This window comes from Edaphobacter sp. 12200R-103 (assembly GCF_010093025.1).
GTDB lineage: Bacteria > Acidobacteriota > Terriglobia > Terriglobales > Acidobacteriaceae > Edaphobacter.
In genome coordinates this window covers 3,406,099-3,432,264 of the sequence record NZ_CP048114.1, presented here as the reverse complement: position 1 = coordinate 3,432,264, position 26,166 = coordinate 3,406,099, and the positions used below count along the sequence as shown (strand labels likewise).

The window sequence follows — 26,166 nt, the reverse complement described above, 5'->3', positions numbered from 1 at the left end:
GCGCATGCTGATCCTTGCATCCTCTTCGCCACGTCGCAGTGAGCTTCTACGGCTCGCTGGACTCGACTTCACCGTGGAGCCCGCCGACATCGACGAGCGCGTGCAGGAGGGCGAGAACCCGGCAAAGTACGTGCAGCGGCTCGCCATGGAGAAGGCGCAGGCCGTCTGGGAGCACCACGCCGCAGAGGACCGCGATCACCTGAGAGTGCTCGGGGCCGATACGACCGTGGTCTGCGACGGCGTCATCCTGGGCAAGCCCGTCGATCAGGCCGACGCCCGGCACATGCTCGAAAAACTGGCAGGACGCACCCATCAGGTGCTCACCGGCATCGCCGTCGTCTCTCAGCGCGGCCTCTTCAGCGAGATCGATATCACGCAGGTCTTCTTCGACCTGATCGGAGAAAAAGAGATGGTTCACTATCTCGCCAGCGGCGAACCCATGGATAAGGCGGGAGCCTACGGGATCCAGGGTTACGCCGCCCGCTGGATTCCACGCATCGAAGGCTGCTTCTTCAACGTGATGGGACTCCCGCTGGCCCGCACCATGGCGCTGCTCGCACGCGCGCGGGAGGGTACGAGCGAGACCCAGCCTCCACCCTCAAGACTGTCCGCGTTGTGATGTCGATTGGTGTGCGTCGAGACTTGTTTTTCGTGGCCACGATTGATCCGTTGGGACGCTATTGTTCCGAAGGTGCCAGCCCTGCGTATTCCGTCCAACGTCAAAATGTGTCATTCCGAGCGCAGCGCCACGCCACATGTGTCATTCCGAGCGAAGTGCGCAGCACGCAGTCGAGGAACCCCCGCATTTTGCGGATGCTGGTTGAGATAGTTTGCCTCGCTTGAGAGACTGTAGCGGTGCCGGCAGAGGGAAATGCGGGGGTCTCTCCACTCCGGCCCTTCGGACCTTCGGTCGAGATGACACTTCTTCAGTGAAGATTTCGACTACGCCCTTCAGGCTCCGCTCTGGATGACACTCTCGCAAAAAAACGTTGGAGCAAACCGTCTCCGGTTCTGCACTACTCCAACAGACGGCGCGCCGCTGAACTACCGCGTAAGCTGCCCCTCGAGCGACCCACCAACCACCGCCTGCTCCTGCGCCAGCTTCTTAAAAGCCCCATGGACAAACGAGCCCAGATACCAGCCGTCCATGTACTTGTACGGCGTCTCGCCGGTCGTGTAGTGCCCGCACGGCAACACCTTCGAGACGTAGTCGATCCCCAGCCGGTCGAAGTTCTTCAGGACATCGAGCGAGAACTCCCTTATAAACGTCAGATCGTAGGTCGCATGCACCACCAGCACACGCTTCGGCTGCGCGGCAAACCGATCCATGTACGACATCGGGCTGATCGAGGTAAAGATGCGCCGGACATCGGCCTGCGTCAGCCGCTCCTCTTCAAAGGCCGCGCGGATGTGCCGCGTGCTCTGTCCGGTCCACACCACGTCGCCAAACCACGTCGAGGCATGATTGAAGGCGCAGACGCGCAGGCGGGGATCGTGCGCCGCGGCGATAAAGGAGTAGCAGCTTCCCAGGCTGGTTCCCAGCACCCCAAACTGTTCGTAGCCCTGCTGCTCCAGCCAGTCCAGGCAGCTGCGGATATCGATGACCGCCTGCCGGCAGGCCGCGATCGTGCGGCCGATGTTCGAGCTGACCGCGTAATCCGAGCGCTCCAGCTCCGCCGGGCGACGAATGTCATGGTACGGCTTCGAAAGCCTGAGCGCCGAGATGCCGAAGCGATTGAACAGCGTGCACAGCGCGTTGTGGCTGAAGGCATCGGCATTCCACTGCGGCATCACGATCATCGCCTGTTTCGGCTTGCCCGCCTGCTTCGCAGCAGCCGCGGGATACCAGCGCGCATTGACCACATCGTTCTCCGGATAACGCGTCCGAAGCGGCGAGGTAAAGCGCAGAAACTCCGCCGTGGACAGCTCGCCCGACTCGGCCTGGCGCTTTAGCTCGGCGTCCTGCTCCAGGGTCTCCGGCCTCACGTTCGTGGGAAACAGCTGCGGATGACGATGCTCCAGCCGGAAATCGGTCGGGGTCGCATAGCCGAAGAACTCGTCTGCCCGATCGACGATCGCCTCGTTCAGCGCCACCATCCGATCCACCTCCGGGGTCGTGGCAACATGAGCGGCGTCGACAAAATCGCTCAGCCAGTCCTCGCCCCACTCCAGGGGACGGACGATGCGATTGGTGTCGCGGGTGGTCAGCGCCGTCTCCCAGGCGTACATCCACTTCGCATAAAGCTTTCCGAGCATCTCTCTCAGTTTACCAATGGAAAGCCGGCGACGGGGCGAAGACTGGCCTAAGGTGAAGCAACCGCAGGACAATGGAATCGTCGCGAAGGTGGAGCAGCCGGAGGCCGTTGTCCCATGAAGGTCCGTTCCCCTCAAGGCTCTACCTGGAACCGCACCACAGCATCTTCGAATAGGCCACCACTCCGCGCGACCGCGAGGAGAGAGACACACCCTACACCTCGCCCATCACCATGCAGACCCTCCCCACGATGTAATCGCCAGGAGACTCCTCCGGCCCCAGGGGGAGCAGTTGCACCGGGAAGTTATGCGCGTAGGGCCGCAGAATCAGGTGGCGATCGTCGAAATCGACGTGCCGCAGCAGCAACGTGGGGCCGAAGCGCACCGCATGGATGCTGGCCTGGTTGGCACGATAGGGCGCCAGCGAGTTGTAATGCCGGTCCAGCACCGCGATCGACCCCACCGGAAGCAGCGGTTCCATCGCTGCAGCCTGCTGGGCATCGGTCCGGATCGCCAGAAAGCGCTGCCAGTGCGCGTATCGCGGAGCCGGCCGCGCACGGTTGCCGTACAGCCGCGAGGACGCCACCGGAATGCACTCGATCATCGCCGACGGGGCAATCGAGGCATCGTCCATCGCCGATGAGGGTGAGACGATAGGAATCATCTCCGCAGGATCGTTTTCCGGCGCAATCCGGGCGGATGCAGCCTCGGCCGCCATCTCCACGGGAAGAATGTCCTCAATACGCAGATTCTGTGCCGCCAGCACGCGATCCAGGCCCTCGAGCGACAGCGCCCGCTTCCGATTCAGAAAATTCGAAATATGCGCCTGCTGAAAGCCGGCCTGCTGGGCCAGACGGGTGCCCGTCAGCGTGCCGCGTTCGATCCTGCGCATCAGTTCAAGGCGGATAAGCTCGTGAAGGTCTTGGAAGTTCATCTAATCCAGTTTCTTTCGATGTTGGATATCTTTATGCAAGACGAAGATTAGGCGAAAATTTAGCTTTGTGCAACGACTATTCCGCGCAGCTTACTCATATATAGTCACTTGTTAGAGAAAGCCTCTTCTGGAAAAGTTTGCTGTTGACATCAACTTTGTCGAAAGCTATAACCTTGAAACTTCCCCTTTGCGAATGGGCTGAGATCAGCGGCCTCGGGGGCTCTCTTCCCGGTATGCGCCTCCCTTTCGGTCTGTGCAGTGAGGGGTAAGGGCGTTTGAATTTATCCCAAAGGTCGTTTGCTCAAAAAAGAAAGAAATCGGAAAAATGAGTGAACCGTGCCGGGCGGCTTCAGGCAGGCCGCACCATCGGACGGGCACTCCATAGCATCCTGAGCGTGCCGCTTCGACCGCTGAAACCACGTTGGCGCGCCAGGGGAGACGTACGCCTTGAAAGGGACTTGCATGAAGTACTTGCGATTGGATCTGAAGGTATGTGAAGGCTGTGGAGCTTTGTGGCTTCGCGGAACAAACGCGAACGGCATCTACTGCCGAAGCTGTGCTGCGCTTCTGGCGGACTTTCCGGCGCCGCGCGGAAAGCGTCCCGGCGGCCGCAAGCGGCAGCCATCCCATCTTTCCCGCTGTAACGGAGTTGTACCTGCAAACGGAGGTGCTCGATGAACGCTGCTGCTGTCGTGGTTCTCCCTGTGCTCTGGGCAACTGCCGCCGATGAGAAGAAGATTTCGCAACCTGCGAAGAAGCCCCTTGCAAGGGTCGCGCCCGAGCTGGCCTTCTATCGCAAGTACACCGAGGCTCTTCTGCGGCGTTACATGAAGCTGTCGCTCGAGGCTGGCAGGGCACCTTCGCTGCTGGGTCGCGAGATGTTTCGCGGCAGGGTCACGCACTACCGTGTTCAGGGCTTCGATGATGTCATCATCTTCGTCCACGACGTCGAGAGCTGCCTCAAACTGCTCGATGCGGAACAGAATCACCTCATCCGCCGCATCGCCCTGCAGGAGTACACCCAGACGGAGACTGCAGCCATGCTGAACGTTCCCGCGAGGACCCTCGTCCGCCGTTACGACAGTGCGCTCGACCGGCTCACAAGGCTCTTTCTCGAACGCAGGCTTCTGGAGCCGCTGGTCGCCTGTCAAGAGGCGGGAATCCGTCCATAGCTGCTAACCCTTTGCTTTACTTGTCGTTATCTCTGTCTTGAAAGTTGCCGATCAGTTTCGTGCAGCTTGCTATTCTGGGAAGGTAATTGAGACATGTGACGGGAGAGGCCCTTGCGGGTGCTCTCCCGTTTTGCTTTTTTGGCGAAAGACGCACGGACAAGGAGAAAGAATGACAGAGCGCACAGCAAAGGCGGTGAGAAAACATCGGCAGACCGGCAGTGCGACACGCAGTGCTCCACCGCTGGAGCTGCGGGCCATGGCAGTGGAGTTTCCTCTCGTGCACGGACATCCCAACCGGCTGCCGTTTGAAGGCGTGCTGACGCTGGTCGACGTGGCCAGCGACAGGGCTCCCAACGGAGCGCGCGGGCACCGCGTCGTCCTGACCCGCAGTGCAGCCGAGGCCGCGCTTCCCAGCCTGCTGGGAATGGCCGTGGACTACAAGGCCGGATGGGACGGCCACGACGCCCGACAGAAGTGCGGCATCATCACCTCCGCGGAGCTGGATGGGCGTCAACTGCGCGTGGGTGGCTATCTGTTCGCGCGCGACTTCCCGGAGATGGAGCAGACCATCCAGGCCGCGCCGATGGGCATGAGCTACGAGCTGGCGGACGCTCACGTGGCTGACATGCGCGCATCGGTGTGGACTCTGACGCGCGCTACGTTCACCGGCGCGGCCATCCTGCTGCGCGACAAGGCTGCCTATCGCAGCACCAGCTTTCGCGTGAAGCAGGCGGCTCCGCGCTCCAGGCGGGTGCCCGTAGCAGCCGTGCACTAGCAACAAGACGCCGTCATCCTGAGCAATCGACACACTTTGATGCGTCATTCTGAGCCGAAGGCGAAGAATCCCTGTATTTTGCCTGGGGCATCCGGAATGTTCCGGGAAAAAATACAGGGATCCTTCACTACGTTCAGGATGACGAGTCGGCAGATCGACTGTGGCTCCGGTAGAGAAGTGCGCTTACCACACAGACAGCGAAACAAGGAGAAGAAGACATGAGCTTTATCGGTGTGCTCGAAGCTGTAGGCAAGGGCTTCGAAAAGGGTCTCAAGTGGGCACTGGCATTCGCCATCCCCGTTGAAAAGCTGATCGGGCTGCTGTTTCCATCGATCGCGCCGGTCGCAGCCGAGCTGGTCGATGCGACCACGCTCATCCAGAACGCCGTCCTGGTGGTGGAACAGAAGTACGCCGCCAGCGGAGCGCAGTCGGGTTCGGGTGCTGCCAAACTGGCCGAGGTGATGCTGCTGACCGAGCAGGCAGTCACGGGGCTTCTGGGCAAGGCCGGAATCGCGGCCGACTCAGGCTACGTCGCCAACATCATCTCGGCGGTGGTGGCCATACTCAACGTGCAGCGGGCACAGCCTGTCAGCCAGGGTTAATCCGGGAGTTTCGAAGAGAAAGTGAGGAGAGCAATGGAGATGCAGATGGAGACCAACGCAGCCCTTGAGGCAACGGTAGAGCGGCTCGCCGCAGCGGCTGACCTGCTGGAGCAGGCGATGCAGCGCCTGGCAGAGCGCCAGCAGGAGTCGGAGATCACGATCGGCCGTATCTCGGCCACCGTCGAGGCCGCGCTCGAAGATCGCCTGAAGGCCGCCGAAGAGAAGATGGCGCAGCTTGAGGCGGAGGCTACGGCTCACGTCTCCGGCGAGCCCGCCGGCCGGCGCAAAACCCTGCCCGCTGGCATGAGCACCATGCTGGCCAAGCAGGGCGTTGCCGTGGACTCGCTTGAGGCAGGCTCGCTCGACGCCGCGCTCAACGGCCTCAGCATCGAGCAGCGCTTCGCCGTAAAGTCCCAGCTTCTTCGCTCGGGCATGCTGGCCTAATCACCGCGGCCAGATCGAAGTTCCAACTTGCCTGCACACCTTGCGAGGCCCTGCAGGACCAAACAGAGGCGCAGCCTTCCACGGGCATGCGCCTCTTCTTTTTTTCGAAAGGGAGAATGATGAACGCGAAATTTACCGAGATCCACGCAGCTGCCGATTTCATGGGCCCCGGCGCCATCGAAGTTCCTGCCTACCAGTCCGAGATCACCGACCTGGTGCAGCGTCGCGGCATCTTCGGCCGCCGCATCAAGCAGGTTCCGGCCACCGGACATCCCTCGCGCTTCTTCGAGGAGACCTCCATCCCTGCGCCCGATGCCGCCACCGGCTTCGTCGATCCGCGCAACATCGTGGCCCCGCTGGTCACGCCCACCCGCGTGGAACGCAGCGTGCCTCTCAAAGCCCTGGTCGCACAGATCAACTACAACCTCTTCGATCTTGAGCTGGGCCAGCAGCAGAGCCAGTTTGCCTACCTGCAGGCAAAGGACCTCGCCGACACCGTCGACGGCGTCCTGCGCACGCACGACGTTGCCCTGTGGAACGGCAACGACACCAGCCTCAACGCTCCCACCACGGCACAGTACTACGGCGCGGCTTCGCAGATTGCTGCCGGCGGAAACAGCGTGACCGTGTCCTCCTCCGAGAGCATCGTCGACAGCTTCAAGTCAGCCGTCGCCAAGATGCTGGCTAACAGCTTCTACGGCGTGCGTCCCACCGCGATTTATGCAAATCCTGTTCTGCTCGATCTCATCGATCGCGAGATGAAGCAGGAGTTCAACGTCGTGCTCAGCACCAGGGAGATCGCGGCTGGCGTGAGCGTCAAGACGCTCTCGACGCAGGCCGGCGAGCTTCCCCTCATTCCGGAGTGGACGCTCGGCTACACCGGAACCCCCGGCAACGGCACCGCCGTTCTGCCCGCCTACATCGTTACCGAAGACCTGATCGAGTACCACTGGCTCGGCGATCCCAACCCGCGCGTCTTCCAGCTCGGCGTCCCCGGCTCGCTGGCTTCGCAGTACGTCGTCGTCAAGTTCGGAGGCCTGGTCGTCAAGGGCGCAAGCTACGCACACTGCCAGGTGCTGGTCGATCGCTAAACATCCGCGCTCAGCGCCGGGAAAACCTGCCCGCCGCGGAGATCAACCAGCCACAACAGGGGATCGGCATATATGTGCCGGTCCCTGTTGCTTTTTAAAAACAGGAGGAACGCTGTGGGGTATCTACTACCTGCCGAATATGTAGCATATGGGCTCTCCGTCGACACCACCGACGATCTGGTGATGACCGCCTCGGCGCTGATGGAGACGTTCTGCAGGCGTCCCAGTCTGCTGGTCACACAGTATGTCGATCAGGTGCGCATCACCACCGGCTCGCAGACGGCGCGGCTGACCTACCGTCCCCTGGCGGTGGCTGAAGGAGCCACATCGCCGCTGGTCAGCGTGCGCGTTCGTTATGCGCGGCCGCGTCGTGGCGAGATGGTCGATCTCTTCCGCGAGCAGATCGCATTTGCCTTCGCGACCCCGGGAAGCTGGAGCAGCCTCGATCCGGCGAGCATCGACATCAATGCGGGCGCAGGTGAGCTTACGTTCCCGGCGAATTTCCTGGGCCTGAACTACAACGAGGCCGAGATCACCTACACGTCGGGCCTCGTCGAGATTCCTCCTGCGGTCAAGGTCGCCTGCGCGCAGATCGTCAAGAATGCGCAGGCCACTCCCGCGATGAACGTCAAGCGCAGCCGCATGGATACCGTGCAGATGGAGTACTTCAGCAATGCGCTGCTCGATGACCAGGTGCAGAGCCTTCTGCGGCCCTACCGGGCAGAGAGACTGGGGTAACGTCATGGCGCAGATCCTTCAGGATCAAATTGCATTTCGTCGCGTCGCCGATGCTCTTCTGCTCAGCTCCGGAGGCCGGACTGTAAAGTTGCTCGTGCCTGCCTCGGCGGTTCCTGCAGATCCGGCAGAGCAATTGGGGCTTGCGGTTCCGCAGTTTCAGGACGTGGAGCTGTCGCCCGCCATCTTTCGCAACACATCGCCAAAGATCGCGGAGGGCAAGGCCGCGCAGCGTGACCTGATCGTGTCGGCCAGCGTGGTTGAGGCGCTGACCGCCTCTACCAGCTTCGGCTCGGCGGAGGCTTTGTTCGCTTCGGCATTCGGGGTGCTTGTGGACGACCGGCTGCTCTCGATCGTCTCCGCGACCGAGATGCAGACCGGGGGCGCGATCTTCGCCTACAGGCTCGCTCTGCGTGAACCCATCGCAAACGCACCTTAGGTCATTCCCACAAAATATTTGTTACCGAAAGGATTACATATATGCAACGTGCGAAAGACACGTTCTATATCACGCTCCGCGATCGTATCGCCGCGCTCAATCCGGCCCGGACTGTGCTGGTGCGCGGCGTCGTTCGTCCGGCGGTGCTGGTGGAAGAGAACGAGCTTGCCGTCGACTTTCCTCCGCTGAACGCCTTTCGCCTGCGCTGGACGTCGCTTGAAGTGGATTCACATGGCTTGCTGCCGCTGGTGAAGATGCGCTGCGAGATCCGCTACGCCACGGCGGGAAACTCCGGCAACGGCAGCATGGATCGAGGGCGAATGATGGCCGCCATGGATGCGGAGCTCGCCGAAGCCCTGCGCCAGATACCGCAGCGCGCACTCAAGACGGACTATGCGGCCTTCGCAGGCCCGCAGCCGGAACGCACCAACATCTTCTGGGGCGATGTGCAGTTCGGCGTGCTGGCGGCGAACGGCGATCAGTTGGAGCGCACCGCCACGGTGGATGTCTACAGCTACCAGGAGGCCGAAGAACGATGAGCATTCTTGTGAACGGTACAACGCCGGTGACGCGGCGCGTCCGCGCCTACTTCGCTCCGGTCGAACGCACCCTCGGCGCAGCGACCATCTTCGACGCCGCGCAAAGTGGAGCCTTCACGCTGGAGAATCCACCGGCTCCGTGGCTGGACCTGGGCTGGTGCAACGGCTTTCGCCGCAGGAACACCGACGGCGCGGCCACTGGAATCACGGCCCTGCGGACCGGCTCGCCAGCGCTTGCAACTAGCCAGGCGCGGACTGAGTTCGAATCGGTCGTGCAGCTTGAGTTCGCCAGTTGGGGAAAGCTGCAGATGGCGCTCGCCTGCGGCGCCCACCAGATGAACCTTCTACGCACCTCGGGAGGCGCTGCACCCAACGGAAGCGGCGGTACCGCCGCAGGGGCAATCGCATTACAGCCGGGATCGACGGCCTCATTGCTACAGGTTGGAACGGCTGCCTCTGGATTTACTGCGGGCGATGTCATCGTCGTGGATGAGGACTACACCGGCCAGACCGGATATGTGGGCGCCAGCGTGAGTGGAGCCTACGTGCGCACGGCGGCCGACGTAAGCGGCGATGCCCACTACATCCGGCGCGTCTCGCTGAACGTCGGACGCATATCGCAGGTTGCAGACGGCGCTCTCCACCTCGAGTCCCCCTTGCTGGCGGGAATACCGGCGGGAGACATGAAGGTGGCTCACGTCGCCGGATTTGTGGACCGCGAAGGCGGCAGCTTCTTCCAGGAGTGGTCCGCGCTCTTCGTGCTCGAGGGCGAGCAGGACGATCGCGTGATCTTCCACTATCCGCGCCTGCAGGCGATGCAGGGCGCTGCGGAGAACGTCGAGGCGCTCACAACGCCATTGGAGCGTATACGGCTGGCCGGAACGTTTCGCGCACTCCCTGTCACCGATGCCAACGATGGCGAGAGGGTTCTGTGCTTCCGCAGCTACCTGCCGGGATGAACGCACTGCGCATGTTTTGAGCAGTCCTGATGATGGACAACCCAGTAAGCCATAGAAAGAGAGCGAACAATGAGTTTCAGGCGAAAGGGATGGATGCTGGCAGCGCTTCTGCTGGCCCTCCTATGGATCACCGCGCTGTTTCCGGCAGCGGCGATCGCACAGGTTGTAACGACTGAAGTTACAGATACCGTCAATCGGGCTGACGGCAGGGCGGCTGGAGGTTCCGTGCTGGTAAGCTGGCCGGCCTTTACGACAGCGAGCGGTCAGGCCGTCGCCAGTGGAAGCACGTCGGCAACGCTGACAAGCGGGGGCGTCCTGGACCTCCGGCTTACGCCGAACGCGGGGGCGACACCGATCGGCACCTACTACACGGCCGTGTACCACCTCGACGATGGCAGCGTCAGCCGCGAGTACTGGGTGATTCCCGTGAGCCAGACGCCGGTGCATATCAGCACGATTCGCAGCACCATTCTTCCGACCTCGGTGGCCATGCAGACGGTCAGCAAGAGCTATGTGGATACGGCCATCGCGGCAGCCGTCGCCGGGGCTCCGCTCGACTCTTCCAATCCATACGTGCTCAGGAACGGCGACACGATGACCGGTCCGCTGACGCTCGCGGCCGATCCGGTAACGCCGTCGCAGGCTGCGACCAAGAGCTATGTGGATGCGAATGTCGCCGGCGTCACCAGCGGCCTTTCGCAGAAGGTAACGACCTTTCCTGCCGCCGGTCAGACCGTGGCGCAGCCTGCGGGATCGCAGCTCTCCGTCAACCGCGTCAACGGCGTGCAATATGCGAGCCAGTTCCAGACCGACCGCGGGGGCAACGGTATCGCCAACGCGCTGGCGGGGCCGGACTGTGCCGCGGGCTGCGACCTGAAGGCCGAGCAGAACTATGACTCCAGCGAGATCTACTATCCGTCGCAGTGGAGCAACGGCACGCACATCGAGGACCACCGTGGTGGCCAGCGACGCGACAGTTACCTGAACCCGGAGAGCGTCATGGCTCGCGGCGATGAGGCCGGGCAGGTCATCAGCGTTACCGCGACCCGCAACACGGCGGAGATCCACCAGGTCGACCAGACCCGGACGCCGACCTCGTCAGGGCTGGAGATCCTGCATCAGGCGCTGACGGGCGGCTCAAACCACTTTCCCCAGAACGTCGATCTGAGTCTGCCCTACTTCAAGACCAACTACACCGCGCTCGCCGTCAAGGGGATCTACAACACGCAGGGGCAGCACGTGCTCGCCCCCAAGGAAACCAACTGCTACGGCGTGGGAGACTGCCTTATCGGCTCACAGTTCATCAATGCCTTCGGCGGCTTTCGCGACAATGCCGACGAAGGCGCGCATCCGTTCGACCTGCAGATTCGCGAGGATTCGCGCGTCTTTATGGGAAGCTGCTCTTCCGGCTGCACAACGGGATCGACCTCGCTTCAGATCGCTCCAACGGCCAACAATGGTACGCAGGGCGACGGCCGCTATCTGATCGATACCAACCCTGCGAAGGTGCTTTCGGCAGGCGTATTGACCGGCGCCGGAGCTGCGGGACAGAACGCCTCGGCTGTCTTCAGCGGAACCAGCTTCCCGGTCAGCACCTTCTTCCAGACCGCAACAGTCATTCGTTCGCAGGCCGACGACATTGCTCCGGGAAACGTGGCCGTCGCGATTGCGACGACGGGTCTGCCAGCGGGCTACTCCGCCGATACGGCTGCAGCGCCCGCGTCGAGCGGTGTGGCCTGCGTCGCCGATCCGACCGCGATGGTCAACGGAATCGAGGGATTCGAGACGGCAGCCTACACGCTGGTCGATGGAACCCACATCCAGCTCTCGCTAAAGCGGGCGCACGTTGCGGGCGCAACCATCGCGATCGGGGGATTGTGCGGATATGGCCTGGAGCAGAAGGTGGACACCTCGAGCGGTATCCGCCAGGTCTTTCCCGTGATCGGTTCGTACTCGGCCACAGGGCTGTACTATGCCGGGGGAGCGACGCCCTTTGTCGGCGTGATGGGGCAGACTTCGGCCTTCGCCAATGTGTCACTCACCATTACCTCGGCGGTGCGCAGCGGCAGCACGGTTACCCTGACAACGGCCGGGAATCTTCCGGTCGACGTGAATGGGCTGACGATGACGGTTGCCGGAGCGACGGACAGCAGCTATAACGGCAGCTTCGTCGTCAGTTCGACGGCGCCCAACAAGGTGACTTATACGCAGTCCGGCCCGGACAGCAGCACCACGGGAGGCACACTCTCGCTGCTTACGGGCACCTATGCCCTCTATCCCATGGCGGAGGTGCTGAGCGTGATGAATCCATCGACGAAGACGGTCGATGGCCAGATGACACTGGCGGCGAACACTGTGGCGTGGGAGCCGAATGACTCTGTCGAGCAGCCGCACTACTACCAGGAGAAGGTGGGGGGCGATCTGGAAGCGATCTCGCAATACGTTCCGCGGCCGGGCGTCTACGCACAGGCGGGCATGCAGTACGAGGGCAACAACGGTCCGGGCCTGCGAGGCTGGATGATTAACAACGCGACGCCTCCGGCCAGCTACTACGGCAACGGCGGAACCCATTCGCTTCCGGACGCGGCCCTGGTGATGGCGGGACCATGGAAGCGCACGATGGTAGCGGACGCGGGAGAGCAGAGCGTCTTTACGATTCACTGCAACCTGCACGGCTGTAACCGGTGGAACTCGGCCTACAACCTGTTTGAGCTGTCCTCCTCGGCCTCGGTCGACACGATGAGCTTCAATCCATCGACCAGCGGCGTCGCCCTTAATCTGCGCGGAACGTCATACAGTTTTACGCCGCAGGGCTTTACGGCGGGGACGGTCAATGCGACTACAGTCAACGCGACTACATTGAACGGAGCCATCTCCGCCAGCCAGGTTCCCGTCTTCAAGGCCTCGGGGAGTGCGCATGCGCCGGGCGCGGTGCCCGATCCGGGAGCAACGCCGGGAACGACCCGTTTTCTGCGCGAGGACGGTACATGGGCTGTGCCTGCGGGCGGCGTCTCCGGCTCAGGATTCTCCGGATCGACGCTCGCGCCGAATGCAACCGCCGATTACAACTTTATGCAGGGGACCGGAACCACGGTCGTCGATGCGACGGGCAACGGAAACAGCGGCACGCTGCTGGCGGGGACGCATGCTCCTGCATGGGTTCCGAACGGCCTGAGCTTTACCTCGGCAAGCCCCTACCAGGGCGTACAACTGCCTGCGGTGTTGAACAATACGCAGACCTTTGAGTTTGCCGTGCACATCGCTCCGTTCCCGGCAAGCAACGGGTTGGCATTGTCGAATCAATACCCGGTGATCCTGACCAGCAGCCTTGGGGGAAACGGAGTGAACCTGCTCTATGCCGGTTCGGGGCCAGGCTCCTATACCCCGGGCATCTACGCCGGCAATGCGCCGCGGGTTACGATGAACCAGACGATCAGCGGCTTCCATGTTTTGGCCTTCGTTCTGGGAACGGGCAGCGGCAATCTGGACCATGTGTACATCGACGGCGTCGAGTACCCTTACGTGGCGCAGTCAGCCTCGTTCGGCCTGCAGAGTGGCGGCAGCTACTTCCTGGGCGGCAGTGGCATCTCTCCCTATGCGGGGAGCGGCCTGCTGGGCACGATGTACCGCGCTCGCTTCTTTCCGACGCAGCTGACGCCGGCGCAGATCCAGTCGGATTCGCTGGCGCTGACCCGCGAGGTTGCGGCGCGCGGCGTTGCGGTCGATCCGCAGCCGGTGCTGAGCAGCGCGCCGGTGATGCACATCGTTGGCGACTCGATCGCATGCTCGTGGAACGGCTCGCAGTGCAGCGACTCGTACTCGTGGTCGTCGCAGCTTACGCTGCTCAACCAGCCCACGTATACGCGCACCAACTGGGGCATCTACGGCGCGACGATCCGCGGAATGGAAGCGTCGGAGGCCAACCGCGTCGCGCGCCGGTGCACGACGGACGCCGGGCAGGCGGTAGCGCTGCTCGACGCCGGGGTCAACGACCTGTTGAATGGAACGCCCTTGCAGACCTTCCAGTACCTTACGGGCGAGATTCAGACGCTGAAGCGGGCTGGATGCAGAGTCTTCGTAGGTACGATGATCTCGAGCGGCGGTAACAGCACGGCTGCAGGCGCGCCCAGCATGGACGCGCAGAAAAACGCATACAACGCTCTGATCCTGCAGCAGGCACGCAGCGCCGGGGCCGACGGCATCCTGGACTTTGCCGCCAACCCGCTGCTCGGCGCCGATGGAGCCAATACCAGCGCGAACTTCCTGGCAGACCACGTTCATCCCAGTGCGGCGGGCCAGCAACTGATGGCGGCGGCGGCAAGCAACGCGCTCAACTACTACTTCGGATACAACGAGGTGAATCCGCATACCGTGACCGCGCTGCCTTACAGCATGACGGCGGCCGACGGAGCGGTCTCGCTGAACGGTGTGACCGGCGCAGGCAACATCACGCTGCCCGACTGCACCGGGCAGAGCGGCGCGGTGTACCGCATCGGCAATCCGCAGTCGGCGTACGCCATTACGGTCTCGGCGCTGAATGCGAACCAGCTGATCAACGGCATTCCGTTCGGAACTCCGGTAAGTGTGCCGGCGAACGGATCGCTCGCGCTGCGGGATGTTCCCAACCCGAAGACGGTCAGCGGCTGTCATTGGGAGATGTAGGGGGAGATGGAGTGGGCGGTGCGGGCGGCTGGAGTTGGGGGCTCTGGCCGCCCATTTTTTAGCGACCTCGAGAAACGGCGGGTGGAGATGATATGGGATATCGAAGGTTTGGAGGAGCTGGGGCGCGGGATCGACGGCAGCCCGGACGGTATGGTCCGGGCGGTGCGGGAGACCCTGAAGGTTCGCGACCGCGACGGCAAGGTGCGACCGCTCGAAGCGAATGCAGTGCAGCGCGCCTTTGAAGAGCGGCGAAAGCAATGGAACATCGTCCTGAAGGCACGGCAGATGGGTGTAACGACCTGGGTGGCGGCGCGGATGTTCATGAAGACCATCACAACCAGAGGTGTCCTGACCGTACAGGTGGCCCAGACCCGCGAAGCCGCTGAAGGAATCTTCCGGATGGTGCAGCGCTTCTGGGAACAGCTTCCGAAGGAGGCGCGCGAAGGTCCGCTGCGGCGCAGCCGTGCCAACTCCGGGCAGATGAGTTTTCCCGAGCTGGACAGCGAGTTTCGCATTTTGAGTGCGGGCGACGAGGGCGCAGGGCGTGGCTTGTCGATCCAGAACCTGCACCTGAGCGAGGTGAGCCGCTGGCCGGGCGATGCGCAGGAGACGCTGGCTGGCCTGCGTGCGGCGCTGTCGCCTTCGGGCGAGCTGGTGATCGAGTCCACACCGAACGGAGCGTACGGCTGCTTCTACAGCGAGTGGAATCATGCGTTGGAGAACGGTACGGTGCAGCACTTCTTTCCGTGGTGGATGGAAGAGGCTTATGTAGCCGCTGCGGTTACAGATTTCACGGATGAAGAGCAAGCACTGATTGAGAGCAAGAATCTGAAGCCCGAGCAGATCGGCTATCGCCGGATGCTCGAGACGAGCTATCAGGCGCTGCGCTCGCAGGAGTTCGCCGAGGACCCGGTGAGCTGCTTCCGGGCGACGGGCGACTGCTGCTTCGATGTGGATGCGATTGAAGATCGGCTGGCGGAGGTCACGCCTCCAGTGGAGAGACGGCGCGGAGACTGCCTGCACATCTGGCTCCCTCCCGTGCCGGGCAATCGCTACCTGGTCGCCGTGGATACGGCAGGCGGCGGCGCAGCGGGAGACTATGCCGCTGTGCAGGTGATCGAGCTACGGACAGGGCTGCAGTGCGCGGAGCTGCGGCAGCGGCTGAATCCGCTGGAGCTTGCTGCTGCGGCAGTTCAACTTGCACACGAGTACGGGAGGGCGAAGATCGCGGTGGAGCGCAACAATCACGGATCTGCCGTGCTGGCGTATCTGGACAGTATTCATCGCTACACGGAGGTCTACCAGATGGATGGGCAGGCGGGCTGGCTGACGACGGCGCTGAACAAGCCGCGCATCATCGCGCACATGGGCGCGCTGCTGGTGCAGTCGCCGCAGATCTTCGCCAGTGCACGGCTGCTGGAAGAGTGCAGGACGTTCATCAACGGCGCGAATGGACGCACCGGAGCGGCTCCGGGCTCGCACGATGACTGCCTGATGGCGATGGCTATCGCGCAGGCGGTGCGCGAGGAGCTGCTGGTGCGACCGTAGCGTGTATGGACGATTGGGCGTGGAGTGAATCCGATAGCCCGCACGCTGTATTCTGCTGGAGCGAGAGGAAGACGGTTTGGCGGTTCTGGCGGTACAGGCGATCAGGAGAATGCGTGGCGGAGCGCAGAGCCAGTTGATGCTGGGCGCGGACGGCAAGCTGTGGGTGGTGAAGTTCCAGAACAACCCGCAGCACCGCCGCGTTCTCGCCAACGAGTTTATCGCGACGCGCCTTGCCGCTGCCGCCGGGGTGACCGTACCGGCGTGCGATGTGGTCGAGGTGACCGAATGGCTGGTGAAGAACACGCTCGACATGACGGTCGAGCTTCCGCGCGGCGTGCGCGAGCGCTACAGTCCGGGGCTGCAGTTCGGCTCGCAGTTTGTCGGCGGTCTGATGCCGGGCCAGGTGGTGGACTACCTGCCGGATCCGCAGCTGGACGAGGTGCGCAACCTGCGGGAGTTTGCCGGGATGCTGGTGATCGACAAGTGGACGGGCAACTGCAACGGGCGGCAGGCGGTGTTCGAGCGAAGGCCGCGCGAGCGGAGGTATCGCGCCACGTTCATCGATCAGGGGTTCTGCTTCAATGCGGGCGAGTGGAACTTCCCGGACTCGCCGCTGCGAGGCGTCTATCAGCGCAACCGTGTCTATGAAATGGTGACGGGGTGGGAGAGCTTTGAGCCCTGGCTGGGGCGTGTGGAGACGATGTCGCCGGGCACGCTATGGAGCATCGCCGAGCAGGTTCCGCCGGAGTGGTATGGCGGCGATATGAGCGAGCTGGAACGCCTGATGGAGCAACTGCTCCAGAGGCGGGGTCGGGTGCGGGAGCTGATCGCGTCGTTTCGCGATTCGAACCGCGAGCCGTTCCCGATGTGGAACAAGGTTACGAAGGTTATGGTGCCGCGGCAGTTCGCAGAGGCCGGCGGTGCAGGAAAATTTGTGATGTAGAGCGCGAAGGCGCTCCGGAGGTTGTTTGGCGGATCGGGTTCCATGCGAGTTCTTTCTCATCCGGTATGTGCCGGATGTGGTGAAGGGCGAGTTCACCAACATCGGTGTGGTGCTGCGCCCGGCTGGCGCTGAGGCGGCGGATGCCGTGGTGCGGTTTACCCGCGACTGGAGCCGGGTTCGCTGCATGGACGCCGATGCCGACCTGGGGGTGCTGGAGGCGCTCGAGGGCGAGATCGCCGAGCGGCTGCGACTGGGCGCCGCCGACACGAAGCCGGTGCTGACGCTGCTCGAAGATACGCTGTCGAACTCGGTGCAGATCAGCGAGCCGCGGGCTTCGCTGGCGGAGAACATGGCTGCCGAGATGGAACAGCTGCTGCGCATGTACGTCGAGCCGCTGCGAGGGAAGCAGGAGCGCCGGAAGAGCGGAAGGGCCGCTATCGTGAGCAGCATGCGGAACGAGTTTGAGCGAGCGGGCGTGTGGGGGATGATGCGCAAGCGAATTGCGGCATCGTTATACACGCGTGCGGGCGATCCGATGAAGATTGATTGCGGCTACAGGGCCGACGCTGCGGGTGCAGCAGGCAGTCTGATCCGGATGTTCCAGGCGGTCTCGCTCGAAGGCGATGTGGAGGCCGCGAAGGGCTTTGCGTACTCCGCCCCGCAGCTGCGCGAAGGAGTGGAGCGGGTGGAGCGTGCGCGGCTGGAGCTGACGGCGGTTGTCGAGCCGCTGCGTATGAGTGAGGATGGGGCAGACGAGGCCGTGGAGCGGTATCGCTTTGGCGTAGAGGCGATGGAGCGCGAGGCGATCCGCGTGGTGACGTTGAGCGATCTGGCGCGTGTAGCCGAGACGGCGCGGCTGGAGCTGAGGGTTTGATCTAGAGCAGAGAACAGCGTCACAACGAGACGAAGAGATCGAGCGAAGGCATGGCCAATGGGCCGTGCCTTTTCATTTTTAGCGGCAGATCACAGCGAAGGGATGAGGTGAGCGAATGGGAGTTCGAGAAGCAGTGAAGGACGTCTGGCAGAGAGTAGCGGGCGTGGACGCGGCGGCGCAGCAGGACCCTGCAACGGGCGAGCGAAAGACGAAGACGCTACCTGCGATCCTGACGCCGTATCGTGGAGCGCGGCTTGGGCAGGATGCTCTGCCGAAGCCGACGCCGGCCAACCTGCGCCGGTTTGCCGAGACCCCGGTGGTGCGCCGCGCCATCAACGTCGTGAAGGACAAGGTGGCCAGCATGGACTGGCAGGTGCGCGTTCGTCGCGGCTACAACCCGGCCGACGTAGAGAACGCGGCGGAGCGGCTGGCGGTGTTGCGGCGCTGTCTCGAAGAGCCAAACGCGGCAGATAGCTTCCGCGTGTTGTGGGAGCAGGTGATCGAAGACCTGCTGGTGGGCGGCTTCGGCGCGGTGGAGATGGAGGCGACCGGCGATCCGCAGCAGCCGTTCCGGTTGTGGGCCGTGGACGGTGCGACCATCCAGGTCAATAGCCAGTGGGATGGTCAGGCCGATAAGCCGCGTTACGCGCAGGCGACGGGCCGGCTGGGCGAGCAATCGCAGATTGCCTTACGCGACGACGAGCTGATGTATGTGCGGCTGAATCCACGGACGCATACGCCGTTCGGCCTGGGGCGACTGGAGGTGGCTTTCGAGACGGTCAACCAGTTTGTGAGCGCGCAGCGCTATGCGGGTCGGCTGGCCTCGAACTCGGTGGTGCAGTATGCGCTGTGGCTGAACGAGGCGACGCCGGAGCAGCACGACCGCCTGATTCGCTGGTGGCAGGACGAGATTGAAGGCACGGGGCGCGTACCAGTGCTGAGCAGCGAGAAGAAACCCGAAGTGCTGCGCTTTGCCGGTGGTACGGATGCCGACCTGCGGCTGCAGTGGCAGGAGCTGCTGATCCGCATGATCGCCAACGCTTTTGAGCTTCCGCCGATGCTGCTGGGCGTGGCTGGCGATGTCAACCGCTCGACCGCCGGGGAGCTGGCGGATGAGGCCTTCCAGAGCGCGGTGGTTCCGGTGGCCAAGCTGATTGCGGAGCACATCACGCGCGACCTGTTTGCCAAGAAGCTGGGCTGGCGCGAGTTCGAGTTCTGCTTCAACGAGCTGGAAGGCCGAGACGAGGCCAGCGAGGCCGCGATCCAGAAGACTTTGCTCGAGGCTGGCGTGCTGACGGTCGATGAGGTGCGGGCAATGCGGGGACTTCCTCCGCTCGCCCAGAAGGAGGCGCTCTCGTGAGGATCACGATCGACAATCTCGATGGTACGGGGGCGCGTGACTACAGCGACGCAGTCGCAGCCGATGGACCGCTGAAGATAGAGCGCACGCTGAATGCTCCTTCGCGCTGCTCGGGGATGCTCGGCCTGAGTGCGACTACGCTGCCAGAGCCTGTGCGCCGCGCGCGTGTCGTGGTGACAACGGATGATGGGACGGTACTGTTTACCGGATACCTGGCGACCGAACCTGCGAAGATCTACGCGGGTGTGACGACGACAGGGCCGGTGCATCGGCTGATGTTCAGCGCGGTGAGCGATGAGTGGCTGCTCGACAAGCAGACGGTCTCGCCCGGCGGCACGGGGCTCGCGCAGTCCAGCGGAGAGCTGCTGCGGACCCTGACGGACCGCGTCGATGCGGGGCTGTTTACGACCGGGCAGGTGGAGGACGGAGGAACGGTCGGGGTCTTTGCGCCTGCGCAGGCAGCATCCTGGTCCGCAAATGCTGGTGAGATCGCGAGTGCGGCGTATGGCTCGTACCGTGTGCTGGATGGCGCGGTCAGCCTGCGCACGGCTGGTGCCACCATCCATGTGCTGAACGATGGAGACGGCACGTTGAATGTCGCTGCGCTGCGCACGGCCTCTGTCCGCGAGCTGGCGAACGATGTGACGCTGAGCGGTGACATGGAGCCGGCGGCGTATATCGCGGAGACCTTTCAGGGCGATGGCACGACCAGCGTCTTCGACCTTGCGGAGGCACCGTATCGTCCGACGCGAATTACTCATACCGCGGCCAGCACGACGTCCTCGCAGATCTTTCTCGACAGCTTCAACCAGGGGACGATCAACCCGCGCATCTGGAAGCGTAGCGATCCGGGGTCGTTTCTTTCGATCACGTCTGCGGGTCTGACGATTGCAGGGGGAAACGGCCTTGATGGCCAAACGACACTTGCTGCGCTCGATCTGATTGAGATGGGTGGAACGCTGGTGGTCGAGGCGGGCAGTGTTGTGCTCAACAGCCCAAGCACGGGAATCGTATGTGGGCTGTACAACGGGCCGGTGCTGGCTTCGAACTGCTTTGCCGGATACAACGTGCGCCAGAGCGGAGGAGCGACGCTGCTGGTTCCGTTCGTCAACGGGGTCGAGGTAGGGACGCCGTTCACGGTGCAGAACGGCCACAACTACACGCTGCGCATACGGCTGCACTGCCCGGAGACAGAGCGTGTGCTGCAGACCTGGTACACGATGGTGGACGGCGTCATGGAGGCCTACGGCGGTGGCTCGGTCGATGCGCCGATGTCGCTGTTGTTCGAGCTGGTCGATCAGGGCGCAGCGTCGAATACTCCGGCGACCGTGCTGTACTCAAGCACAGTGGTGACGTCGCCTGCCCGATGCACGTATGCCGCGGTCAACAGCGTGGAGCTGGTGGGTTCGATCGGATACTGTCGCATCCGGCAGGCGGGCTCGGTGTGGATGGTGAGCACGTTCTCCGATGGATCGCAGCTGACCCGCATGACGGGCGCGGCGGGCGAGGGTGTGGACTGCATGGTGTCGCCTGCGGGGAGGATTACGTTCTTTGCGGGCAGGATTCCTGTCGTGGGCGAGCGCTTCACCGTGTGGTATCGCGGACGGCGGCGAGCGGTGGCACGGCTGAGCGATGCGGCCAGCGTGGCGGCGGAGCAGCAGGGCGGTATTCCTGGTGCGGCGCAGTGGACGGGCAAGGTGATGCATCCTCCGGCGCGGAGCTCGCAGGACTGCGAGGCCGCGGCCCAGGCGGTGCTGCGCTTTGCCGGGAGCAGGTCGGCGGCGGTCTCGGGCAGCTATGCAGCGACGAATCCGGCGGAGGACATCTGGCCGGGCGATGTGCTCGATCTTCGCTCCGGCGGAGACTCCCTCAAGGTGATCGTGCGGAACGTGACCATCGAGGATGGGCATGCGCGTCCGGAGTTGCGGCAGTATCGCATCGCGTTTGCGAACGACTGGGCCGAAGGCCTGGGGATGAAGCTGTCGGAGTCCGTGGCAGTCGATGCTCTGCTGCCGGAGACGGCGGCGAGCGCTCCGGGAGCGGTGCTGGCGAATCTGCAGAACCTAGCGCTGGTGAGTGCAACCGGGACGGCGTTGCAGATCGATGCGGGCATTGATCCTCCTGCGGATGGAGGCTTCGAGGTGCGGCGGCGCGACTGGGACTTCGGTCCCTTCGTCGATCAGGACCTGGTGCTGCGAAGCCCGGTGCGCAGCTTCTCGATTCCTCGCGAGGCGCAGGCGGAGCGCTACTACGTGCGCATGTACGACGGATCGAATCCGCCGGTGTACTCGCGTTTTTCCAGTGCTGTGTTTACGAACCTGCCCGTCGCATGAGGACGGGTAGAGGTGGGGGTGTGGCATGACGGAGTTTGAAGGACAGGTCCTGGGGGACTTGCGTGTTTTGAAGAGCCAGATGGACCAGTTGATGGGGATTGGGCAGCCGGGAAGGCTGACCCAGATTGAAGAGCGCGTGGAGCGGCACGAGCGCAGTGTGCAGCGGGTGAAGGGATTTACGACGGCAGTAGGCGCACTGGTGACGCTGGCGCATCTCGCCATTGACTACTTCCGACGGTAGCGGACAGAAAAAATCTAAGGAGGACGCGATGGATTTCCTGAAGATCTTTCTGCGCGCGCTGGCGTTTCTGCCGGCCGCGCTGCATGGGACAGAGGCGCTGATCGGGGACGGTGGCGGCGAGCACAAGAAGAAGGCTGCGCTCGAGATTGTGGGCGCGGCGCTGAACATTACGGATGCGGTGGCTGCGAAGCAGATCGTCGATGCGGATCGGTTTACCGCGGGGCTGAGCGCGATTGTGGATGGCGTGGTGGAGTGCCTGAATGCGAGTGTTTGGGCGAAGGGATAGAGGTTTGGCTGCAGCGTGCATCCTGCAAACCCATCTTAGCGACGATGAAGCCGTCGCGAAGATGGGGCACCCGGTTGCCGAGCTGCGGCAGGTTGGTGATGGTGGGAACTGCGCGTGTGGGGTGAAGAGCGCGTTGTCCAGATGGTGGTGTCATCCTGAGCGAAGCGCAGCAGAAGGATCTGCGCTTTTCTCGGTGCGATGAGGGCGTGCTGGTAATCATGAAGGAGGCGGAAGAATGCGCTTGTGTATGGCTGGCTTCCTTGCTGCTTCGAACAAACCGCAGATCCTTCGACTGCGCGGCTGCGCCGCTTCGCTCAGGATGACACTCCGTTAGAAGGGGTGGAAGGGACCGGATGTCGATTGCGGTTCGCTGTTCAGCGGCCGGTGGCGAAGATGCTGGCTAGCTCGTGCGGGGCGACGACCTCAAGCTGCTCGTAGGTGCAGTCCTCGGGCGGCTTGTCGGTGCGCCAGCGGCGGAACTGCGCCATGTGACGGAAGCGTGTCCCCTGCATATGTTCGTAGGCGACCTCGACAACGAGTTCGGGACGCAGCGGCTCCCACGAGAGGTCCTTGCCCTGGCTCCAGCGGGACTGTCCGCCGGGCATGCGCTGGTTGTCGCCCTCCGCTTCGGCCCAGCTTCGCCAGGGATGATTCTTGAGGGCGTCGCGGCGGTAGGGTGCTAGGAAGTCGACCAGCTCGCGGCGTTTCTTCTGGGTAAAGCTGGCGCAGACGCCGACGTGCTGAAGCGCGCCTGAGGTGTCGTAGAGGCCGAGCAGAAGCGAGCCGATGGCCTCGTTCTCCGCGTCCTTGTGCCAGCGGAAACCGGCGACGACGCAATCGCAGTCGCGCTCGTGCTTCACCTTCAGCATGGTGCGCTTGTTGGGCGCGTAGATGCCGTCTAAGGACTTGGCCATCACGCCGTCGAGGCCAGCGCCTTCGAAGCGCTGGAACCAGTCGCGTGCGGTGGCGACATCGCGCGTTGCGGGTGTCATGTGGATGGGGGCTTTTGCTTTTTTGAGCAAGGACTCCAGTTCAGTGCGGCGCCGCTCGAAGGGTTCGCCGGTCATGTCCTGATCGTCGAGGGCGAGCAGGTCGAAGAAGACGATGGAGGCGGGGATCTCCTGCGAGAGCATTTTGATCCGCGAGGCCGCGGGATGAATGCGGAGCTGCAGGGCGTCGAAGTCGAGGCCCTTGCTGGCGGCGATGACGATCTCGCCGTCGAGCACGCAACGTGAGGGAAGCTGCGCTTTCAATGGTTCGAATAGCTCAGGGAAGTAGCGGTCGAGCGGCTTCTGATCGCGGCTCTGCAGCATTAGATCATCGCCGTCGCGGAAGACGATGGTGCGAAAGCCGTCCCACTTGGGTTCGAAGATCCATGTATCGCCGCTGGGGATGTCGTCGACGCGTTTGGCAAGCATGGGGGCGACGGTTGGCTGGACAGGCAGGTGCACCCTGCGATGGTAAACCCGTTAGTCGGGTTGGAGCCATCGCGGTCCCTGGCTGTGATCGACTGAAGGTGACTGGAGGAGCGAGCCGCAGATCCTTCGACTCCGCTTCTCGCGATAGAGCCACCAGAGCTTCGCTCAGCGACTGTCTTGCTTGTCAAGCGGCAGCGGTTGAAGTTGTGATGTTTTCGATATGTGTTCGGACATCTCTGGCTTTTGCGTTGAGTCGGATGAGGAGTTTGTGGGCGAGGGCGATGCGGACGACCTTGGGCGGTTTTCCCTGAGCGGCGAGTCGTTGTTTGAAGGCGATGAAGTCGGGTTCGTAGCGTCCTGCGACGCTGGCGACCGAGGCTTCCAGCGATATCGACGAAACGTCCACTCCACAGATGAACTGCGCCACGGTAACCTTCCTCGTAGTGCGACTGGATGTCATGCGACTGTACGGTCGTGCGTGACTTGGGACGCGTTCCCGGGACTGAGCGACGGTGGCTAAAACCACCCCAGGATGATCGGGTGACGCGCGCCCGCGAGGTAGAAGGCGCTATAGCCCCTTCTACCTCACCGATACTGTCTCAAAACTCAGAATGACAGTAGCTACCAATAGAGATATAAGGATGACACTGTTGAGGGTGGGCGGAGATTTTCGAAGACTTACCTTTGCTTTGCGAAGGTGGGCGACCGGCATTCTGCAAAACCCACCTTAGCTTGGCGAAGGTGAGGCACCCGGGTGGTGCCTCACCGCGTGTTCGCTAGTAGCCGAGGAAGCTGAACGATTTGGCTTCTTTAAAGTCTTTGGCTACGTTGCCGGAGAAGGTGTGGGTCTGGTTGGGGCCCAGGTCGAGCTTTCTTGTTCCGGAGGTGGGGGAGAAGTCGACATCGTGGAGGTTGACCCAGAAGGTGTTGGGGGTGAGGGCGGATTCGAAGCAGTAGATCAGGCGCTTCTGGTCGGCGACGGTGCGCCAGCGCGTGGAGGAGATGTTGGGCTCGTCGGGCGTGTTGATGCCGTAGGGAACAGAGACGTTGCGCATGACGCTGAAGACGCTGGCGACTTCGATGTCGGGCGTGTCGCTTTTGGGAATGGTGTTGATGTAGAAGGACGCGCGGGCGAAGCGGTCGGCGGCGCGGTTGGTTCCGGGAAGGAAGATGGTGCCCCCGATCTGCTTCCAGTACTGCTGCAGGGCGAGCTGTTCCTCAAAGATGGGGGAGTTGGTCATCACCTGATAGCTGCGGTTGTGATGGATGACCTGATGGCCTTTGATGTATTCGATGATGGCGCTGTCGCCGGTCGGGTCGGAGATGGAGAAGTGGAGGGTGGCGAGGGTCTCTTCGCCGGGGACCTTGGTGGTCCAGACGAGGAAGGGCTCTTTCTCGAGGGCGGAGACGGCCTCCTGCACAGTGGCGAAGTTATCGAGGACGTACTGGGCCCAGATGGAGAGCGGAAGGAGGGGCTTGGTGGTGGAGCTGATGTCGGGGTACTTGGATTCGACGAGCCAGAGGGCGTTGGCGACGAGGCCTTTCTCGTTCATGCCGTCGGTGGTTGCGGCTTCGTAGCCGCTGGCGATGACGCTGCCGTACTTCGAGGTCCACGCGAGGGAGCGGGGATTGGCCTTGCCTGTGTGGTGGATGCCGCGGGGAAAGATCCAGAGGTTGGTTCCGACATCGACCTTCCAGTCCATGGTGCGGCCGGTGATGACGGTTCCGTTATCGCCGAGGAAGACGGCGCGGCTGCAGGCGTCGACGGGCTGAGGAAGGATCAGGGCGAGGGTGGAGGCGAGGAAGGTGGCGGTTCGGAAGAATCCTGTGTGTCTCAGCATAGGTCTCCTTGAAGCCGGGATGGATGTGCGGGTCCATGATACGGGCAGTCAAGGATTTAGGGGATTATTGTTGGCGATTGGGTTTGCGGGTGGGGTGGTGAAACGCAGATCCCGTTTTACAAGCTCAGGGCAGGCTCTTCGACTTCGCGCTGGCGCGCTCCGCTCAGGATGACACCTGGTTGGAGGCGAAGTGAGCTGTATTTGATGGGGGGCACCCGGGTTTGGGTGTCCGGACTGGATTGGGTCCCGGGGAGGAGCGGGTTGTTGGGAATCGGGGCCTGGGTCGCGAGGAAGCCGCAGATCCTTCGACTGCGGCTTCGCCTTCGTTCAGGATGACACTATCTGCTTGATTACTCTGACAGGTGCGTTTACGCGGCTCCGCCCAGCAGGGCTGCGGCGGAGAACTGGGGGAGGCCGGACCAGCTGGGTACGTTGAAAGGTACCTCGGGGTGCTGAGCGAAAGGATTCTCCTTATGGTGATCGCGGAGGGCCTGGTGGATCTCGGGGAGGGCTGCCTGCTGTTGTGCGCTGGAACTACGCTCCCAATAAAGACGAAAGCCTTTGCCACAGACGGGGCAGAGGACGTCGGGAGAATCGTTGGTGAGTTTGCAAAGTGCCTGCATGTTGTTTTCCTTGTGTTCTTTGAATGGGTCGAGTTGCACGTCGCGGCGAGGGGAGTTAGGTCCGTGTCTCCGCAGGTTCAGGCGTTCTGGTTGT

24 protein-coding genes are annotated in these 26,166 nt (G+C 62.9%); 18 read left to right on the top strand and 6 right to left on the bottom strand.

Annotated features, from left to right (window positions below; translation table 11 throughout):
* Positions 1-4 precede the first annotated feature (4 nt).
* Positions 5-619, top strand: a complete 615-nt coding sequence (locus GWR55_RS14315) for a nucleoside triphosphate pyrophosphatase (RefSeq protein WP_162402860.1) — start codon at positions 5-7, stop codon at positions 617-619.
* 425 nt (positions 620-1,044) lie between these two features.
* On the opposite strand, the gene GWR55_RS14310 is transcribed toward GWR55_RS14315, so the two are convergent.
* Together GWR55_RS14310 and GWR55_RS14305 are read right to left on the bottom strand one after the other, a co-directional pair.
* A complete protein-coding gene (locus GWR55_RS14310; RefSeq protein ID WP_162402859.1) occupies positions 1,045-2,256 on the bottom strand; it encodes a S9 family peptidase in 1,212 nt (403 codons plus the stop codon).
* 211 nt (positions 2,257-2,467) lie between these two features.
* Positions 2,468-3,187 carry a helix-turn-helix transcriptional regulator gene (locus GWR55_RS14305; RefSeq protein ID WP_162402858.1) on the bottom strand — a complete coding sequence of 240 codons (720 nt, stop codon included), beginning with the start codon at positions 3,185-3,187 and terminating at the stop codon, positions 2,468-2,470.
* Positions 3,188-3,861: 674 nt separating this feature from the next.
* Here GWR55_RS14305 and GWR55_RS14300 point away from each other — a divergent pair.
* From GWR55_RS14300 to GWR55_RS14220, 17 genes are all read left to right on the top strand, one after another.
* On the top strand, positions 3,862-4,359 hold the full coding sequence (locus tag GWR55_RS14300; RefSeq protein ID WP_162402857.1) for a hypothetical protein: 498 nt from the start codon (positions 3,862-3,864) through the stop codon (positions 4,357-4,359).
* 169 nt (positions 4,360-4,528) lie between these two features.
* Positions 4,529-5,134: a hypothetical protein gene (locus tag GWR55_RS14295; protein ID WP_238398433.1), complete on the top strand. Its 606-nt coding sequence runs from the start codon at positions 4,529-4,531 to the stop codon at positions 5,132-5,134.
* A 218-nt stretch (positions 5,135-5,352) separates the two neighbouring features.
* Positions 5,353-5,736 carry a hypothetical protein gene (locus GWR55_RS14290; RefSeq protein ID WP_162402856.1) on the top strand — a complete coding sequence of 128 codons (384 nt, stop codon included), beginning with the start codon at positions 5,353-5,355 and terminating at the stop codon, positions 5,734-5,736.
* A 33-nt stretch (positions 5,737-5,769) separates the two neighbouring features.
* Positions 5,770-6,180 (top strand): hypothetical protein, encoded by a 411-nt coding sequence (locus GWR55_RS14285; protein WP_162402855.1) that lies wholly within the window; start codon positions 5,770-5,772, stop codon positions 6,178-6,180.
* A gap of 116 nt (positions 6,181-6,296) precedes the next feature.
* On the top strand, positions 6,297-7,271 hold the full coding sequence (locus GWR55_RS14280) for a hypothetical protein (RefSeq protein ID WP_238398432.1): 975 nt from the start codon (positions 6,297-6,299) through the stop codon (positions 7,269-7,271).
* Between the two features lie 114 nt (positions 7,272-7,385).
* On the top strand, positions 7,386-8,009 hold the full coding sequence (locus tag GWR55_RS14275) for a hypothetical protein (protein ID WP_162402854.1): 624 nt from the start codon (positions 7,386-7,388) through the stop codon (positions 8,007-8,009).
* A gap of 4 nt (positions 8,010-8,013) precedes the next feature.
* On the top strand, positions 8,014-8,445 hold the full coding sequence (locus GWR55_RS14270) for a hypothetical protein (RefSeq protein WP_162402853.1): 432 nt from the start codon (positions 8,014-8,016) through the stop codon (positions 8,443-8,445).
* A 41-nt stretch (positions 8,446-8,486) separates the two neighbouring features.
* A complete protein-coding gene (locus GWR55_RS14265; RefSeq protein WP_162402852.1) occupies positions 8,487-8,984 on the top strand; it encodes a hypothetical protein in 498 nt (165 codons plus the stop codon).
* Positions 8,981-9,943, top strand: a complete 963-nt coding sequence (locus tag GWR55_RS14260; protein WP_238398431.1) for a hypothetical protein — start codon at positions 8,981-8,983, stop codon at positions 9,941-9,943. The genes GWR55_RS14265 and GWR55_RS14260 overlap by 4 nt, the downstream gene beginning before the upstream one ends.
* Before the next feature lie 69 nt (positions 9,944-10,012).
* The gene (locus tag GWR55_RS14255; RefSeq protein ID WP_162402851.1) at positions 10,013-14,605 is read left to right on the top strand and encodes a GDSL-type esterase/lipase family protein; all 4,593 of its coding nucleotides are present in this window, start codon (positions 10,013-10,015) and stop codon (positions 14,603-14,605) included.
* 6 nt (positions 14,606-14,611) lie between these two features.
* Positions 14,612-16,153, top strand: coding sequence for a terminase (locus tag GWR55_RS14250; protein ID WP_238398430.1), 1,542 nt, complete (start codon positions 14,612-14,614; stop codon positions 16,151-16,153).
* A 76-nt stretch (positions 16,154-16,229) separates the two neighbouring features.
* Positions 16,230-17,096, top strand: coding sequence for a HipA domain-containing protein (locus GWR55_RS14245; RefSeq protein ID WP_238398429.1), 867 nt, complete (start codon positions 16,230-16,232; stop codon positions 17,094-17,096).
* Between the two features lie 25 nt (positions 17,097-17,121).
* Positions 17,122-17,970 carry a DUF3037 domain-containing protein gene (locus GWR55_RS14240; protein ID WP_162402850.1) on the top strand — a complete coding sequence of 283 codons (849 nt, stop codon included), beginning with the start codon at positions 17,122-17,124 and terminating at the stop codon, positions 17,968-17,970.
* Between the two features lie 115 nt (positions 17,971-18,085).
* Positions 18,086-19,330 (top strand): phage portal protein, encoded by a 1,245-nt coding sequence (locus GWR55_RS14235; protein ID WP_162402849.1) that lies wholly within the window; start codon positions 18,086-18,088, stop codon positions 19,328-19,330.
* Positions 19,327-21,663 (top strand): hypothetical protein, encoded by a 2,337-nt coding sequence (locus GWR55_RS14230; protein WP_162402848.1) that lies wholly within the window; start codon positions 19,327-19,329, stop codon positions 21,661-21,663. The genes GWR55_RS14235 and GWR55_RS14230 overlap by 4 nt, the downstream gene beginning before the upstream one ends.
* 25 nt (positions 21,664-21,688) lie before the next feature.
* Entirely contained in the window at positions 21,689-21,904 is a 216-nt protein-coding gene (locus tag GWR55_RS14225) for a hypothetical protein (RefSeq protein WP_162402847.1), read from the top strand.
* A 28-nt stretch (positions 21,905-21,932) separates the two neighbouring features.
* The gene (locus GWR55_RS14220) at positions 21,933-22,190 is read left to right on the top strand and encodes a hypothetical protein (protein WP_162402846.1); all 258 of its coding nucleotides are present in this window, start codon (positions 21,933-21,935) and stop codon (positions 22,188-22,190) included.
* 374 nt (positions 22,191-22,564) lie between these two features.
* On the opposite strand, the gene GWR55_RS14215 is transcribed toward GWR55_RS14220, so the two are convergent.
* The 4 genes from GWR55_RS14215 to GWR55_RS14200 all read right to left on the bottom strand — a co-directional run bounded on the left by GWR55_RS14215 (position 22,565) and on the right by GWR55_RS14200 (position 26,072).
* On the bottom strand, positions 22,565-23,641 hold the full coding sequence (locus GWR55_RS14215) for an ATP-dependent DNA ligase (RefSeq protein WP_162402845.1): 1,077 nt from the start codon (positions 23,639-23,641) through the stop codon (positions 22,565-22,567).
* Between the two features lie 151 nt (positions 23,642-23,792).
* Complete coding sequence (locus tag GWR55_RS14210; RefSeq protein WP_370521147.1) at positions 23,793-24,068, bottom strand: hypothetical protein; 276 nt, start codon at positions 24,066-24,068, stop codon at positions 23,793-23,795.
* A 316-nt stretch (positions 24,069-24,384) separates the two neighbouring features.
* On the bottom strand, positions 24,385-25,449 hold the full coding sequence (locus GWR55_RS14205; RefSeq protein WP_162402844.1) for a linear amide C-N hydrolase: 1,065 nt from the start codon (positions 25,447-25,449) through the stop codon (positions 24,385-24,387).
* A 368-nt stretch (positions 25,450-25,817) separates the two neighbouring features.
* A complete protein-coding gene (locus GWR55_RS14200; RefSeq protein ID WP_162402843.1) occupies positions 25,818-26,072 on the bottom strand; it encodes a hypothetical protein in 255 nt (84 codons plus the stop codon).
* Between the last annotated feature and the right edge of the window lie 94 nt (positions 26,073-26,166).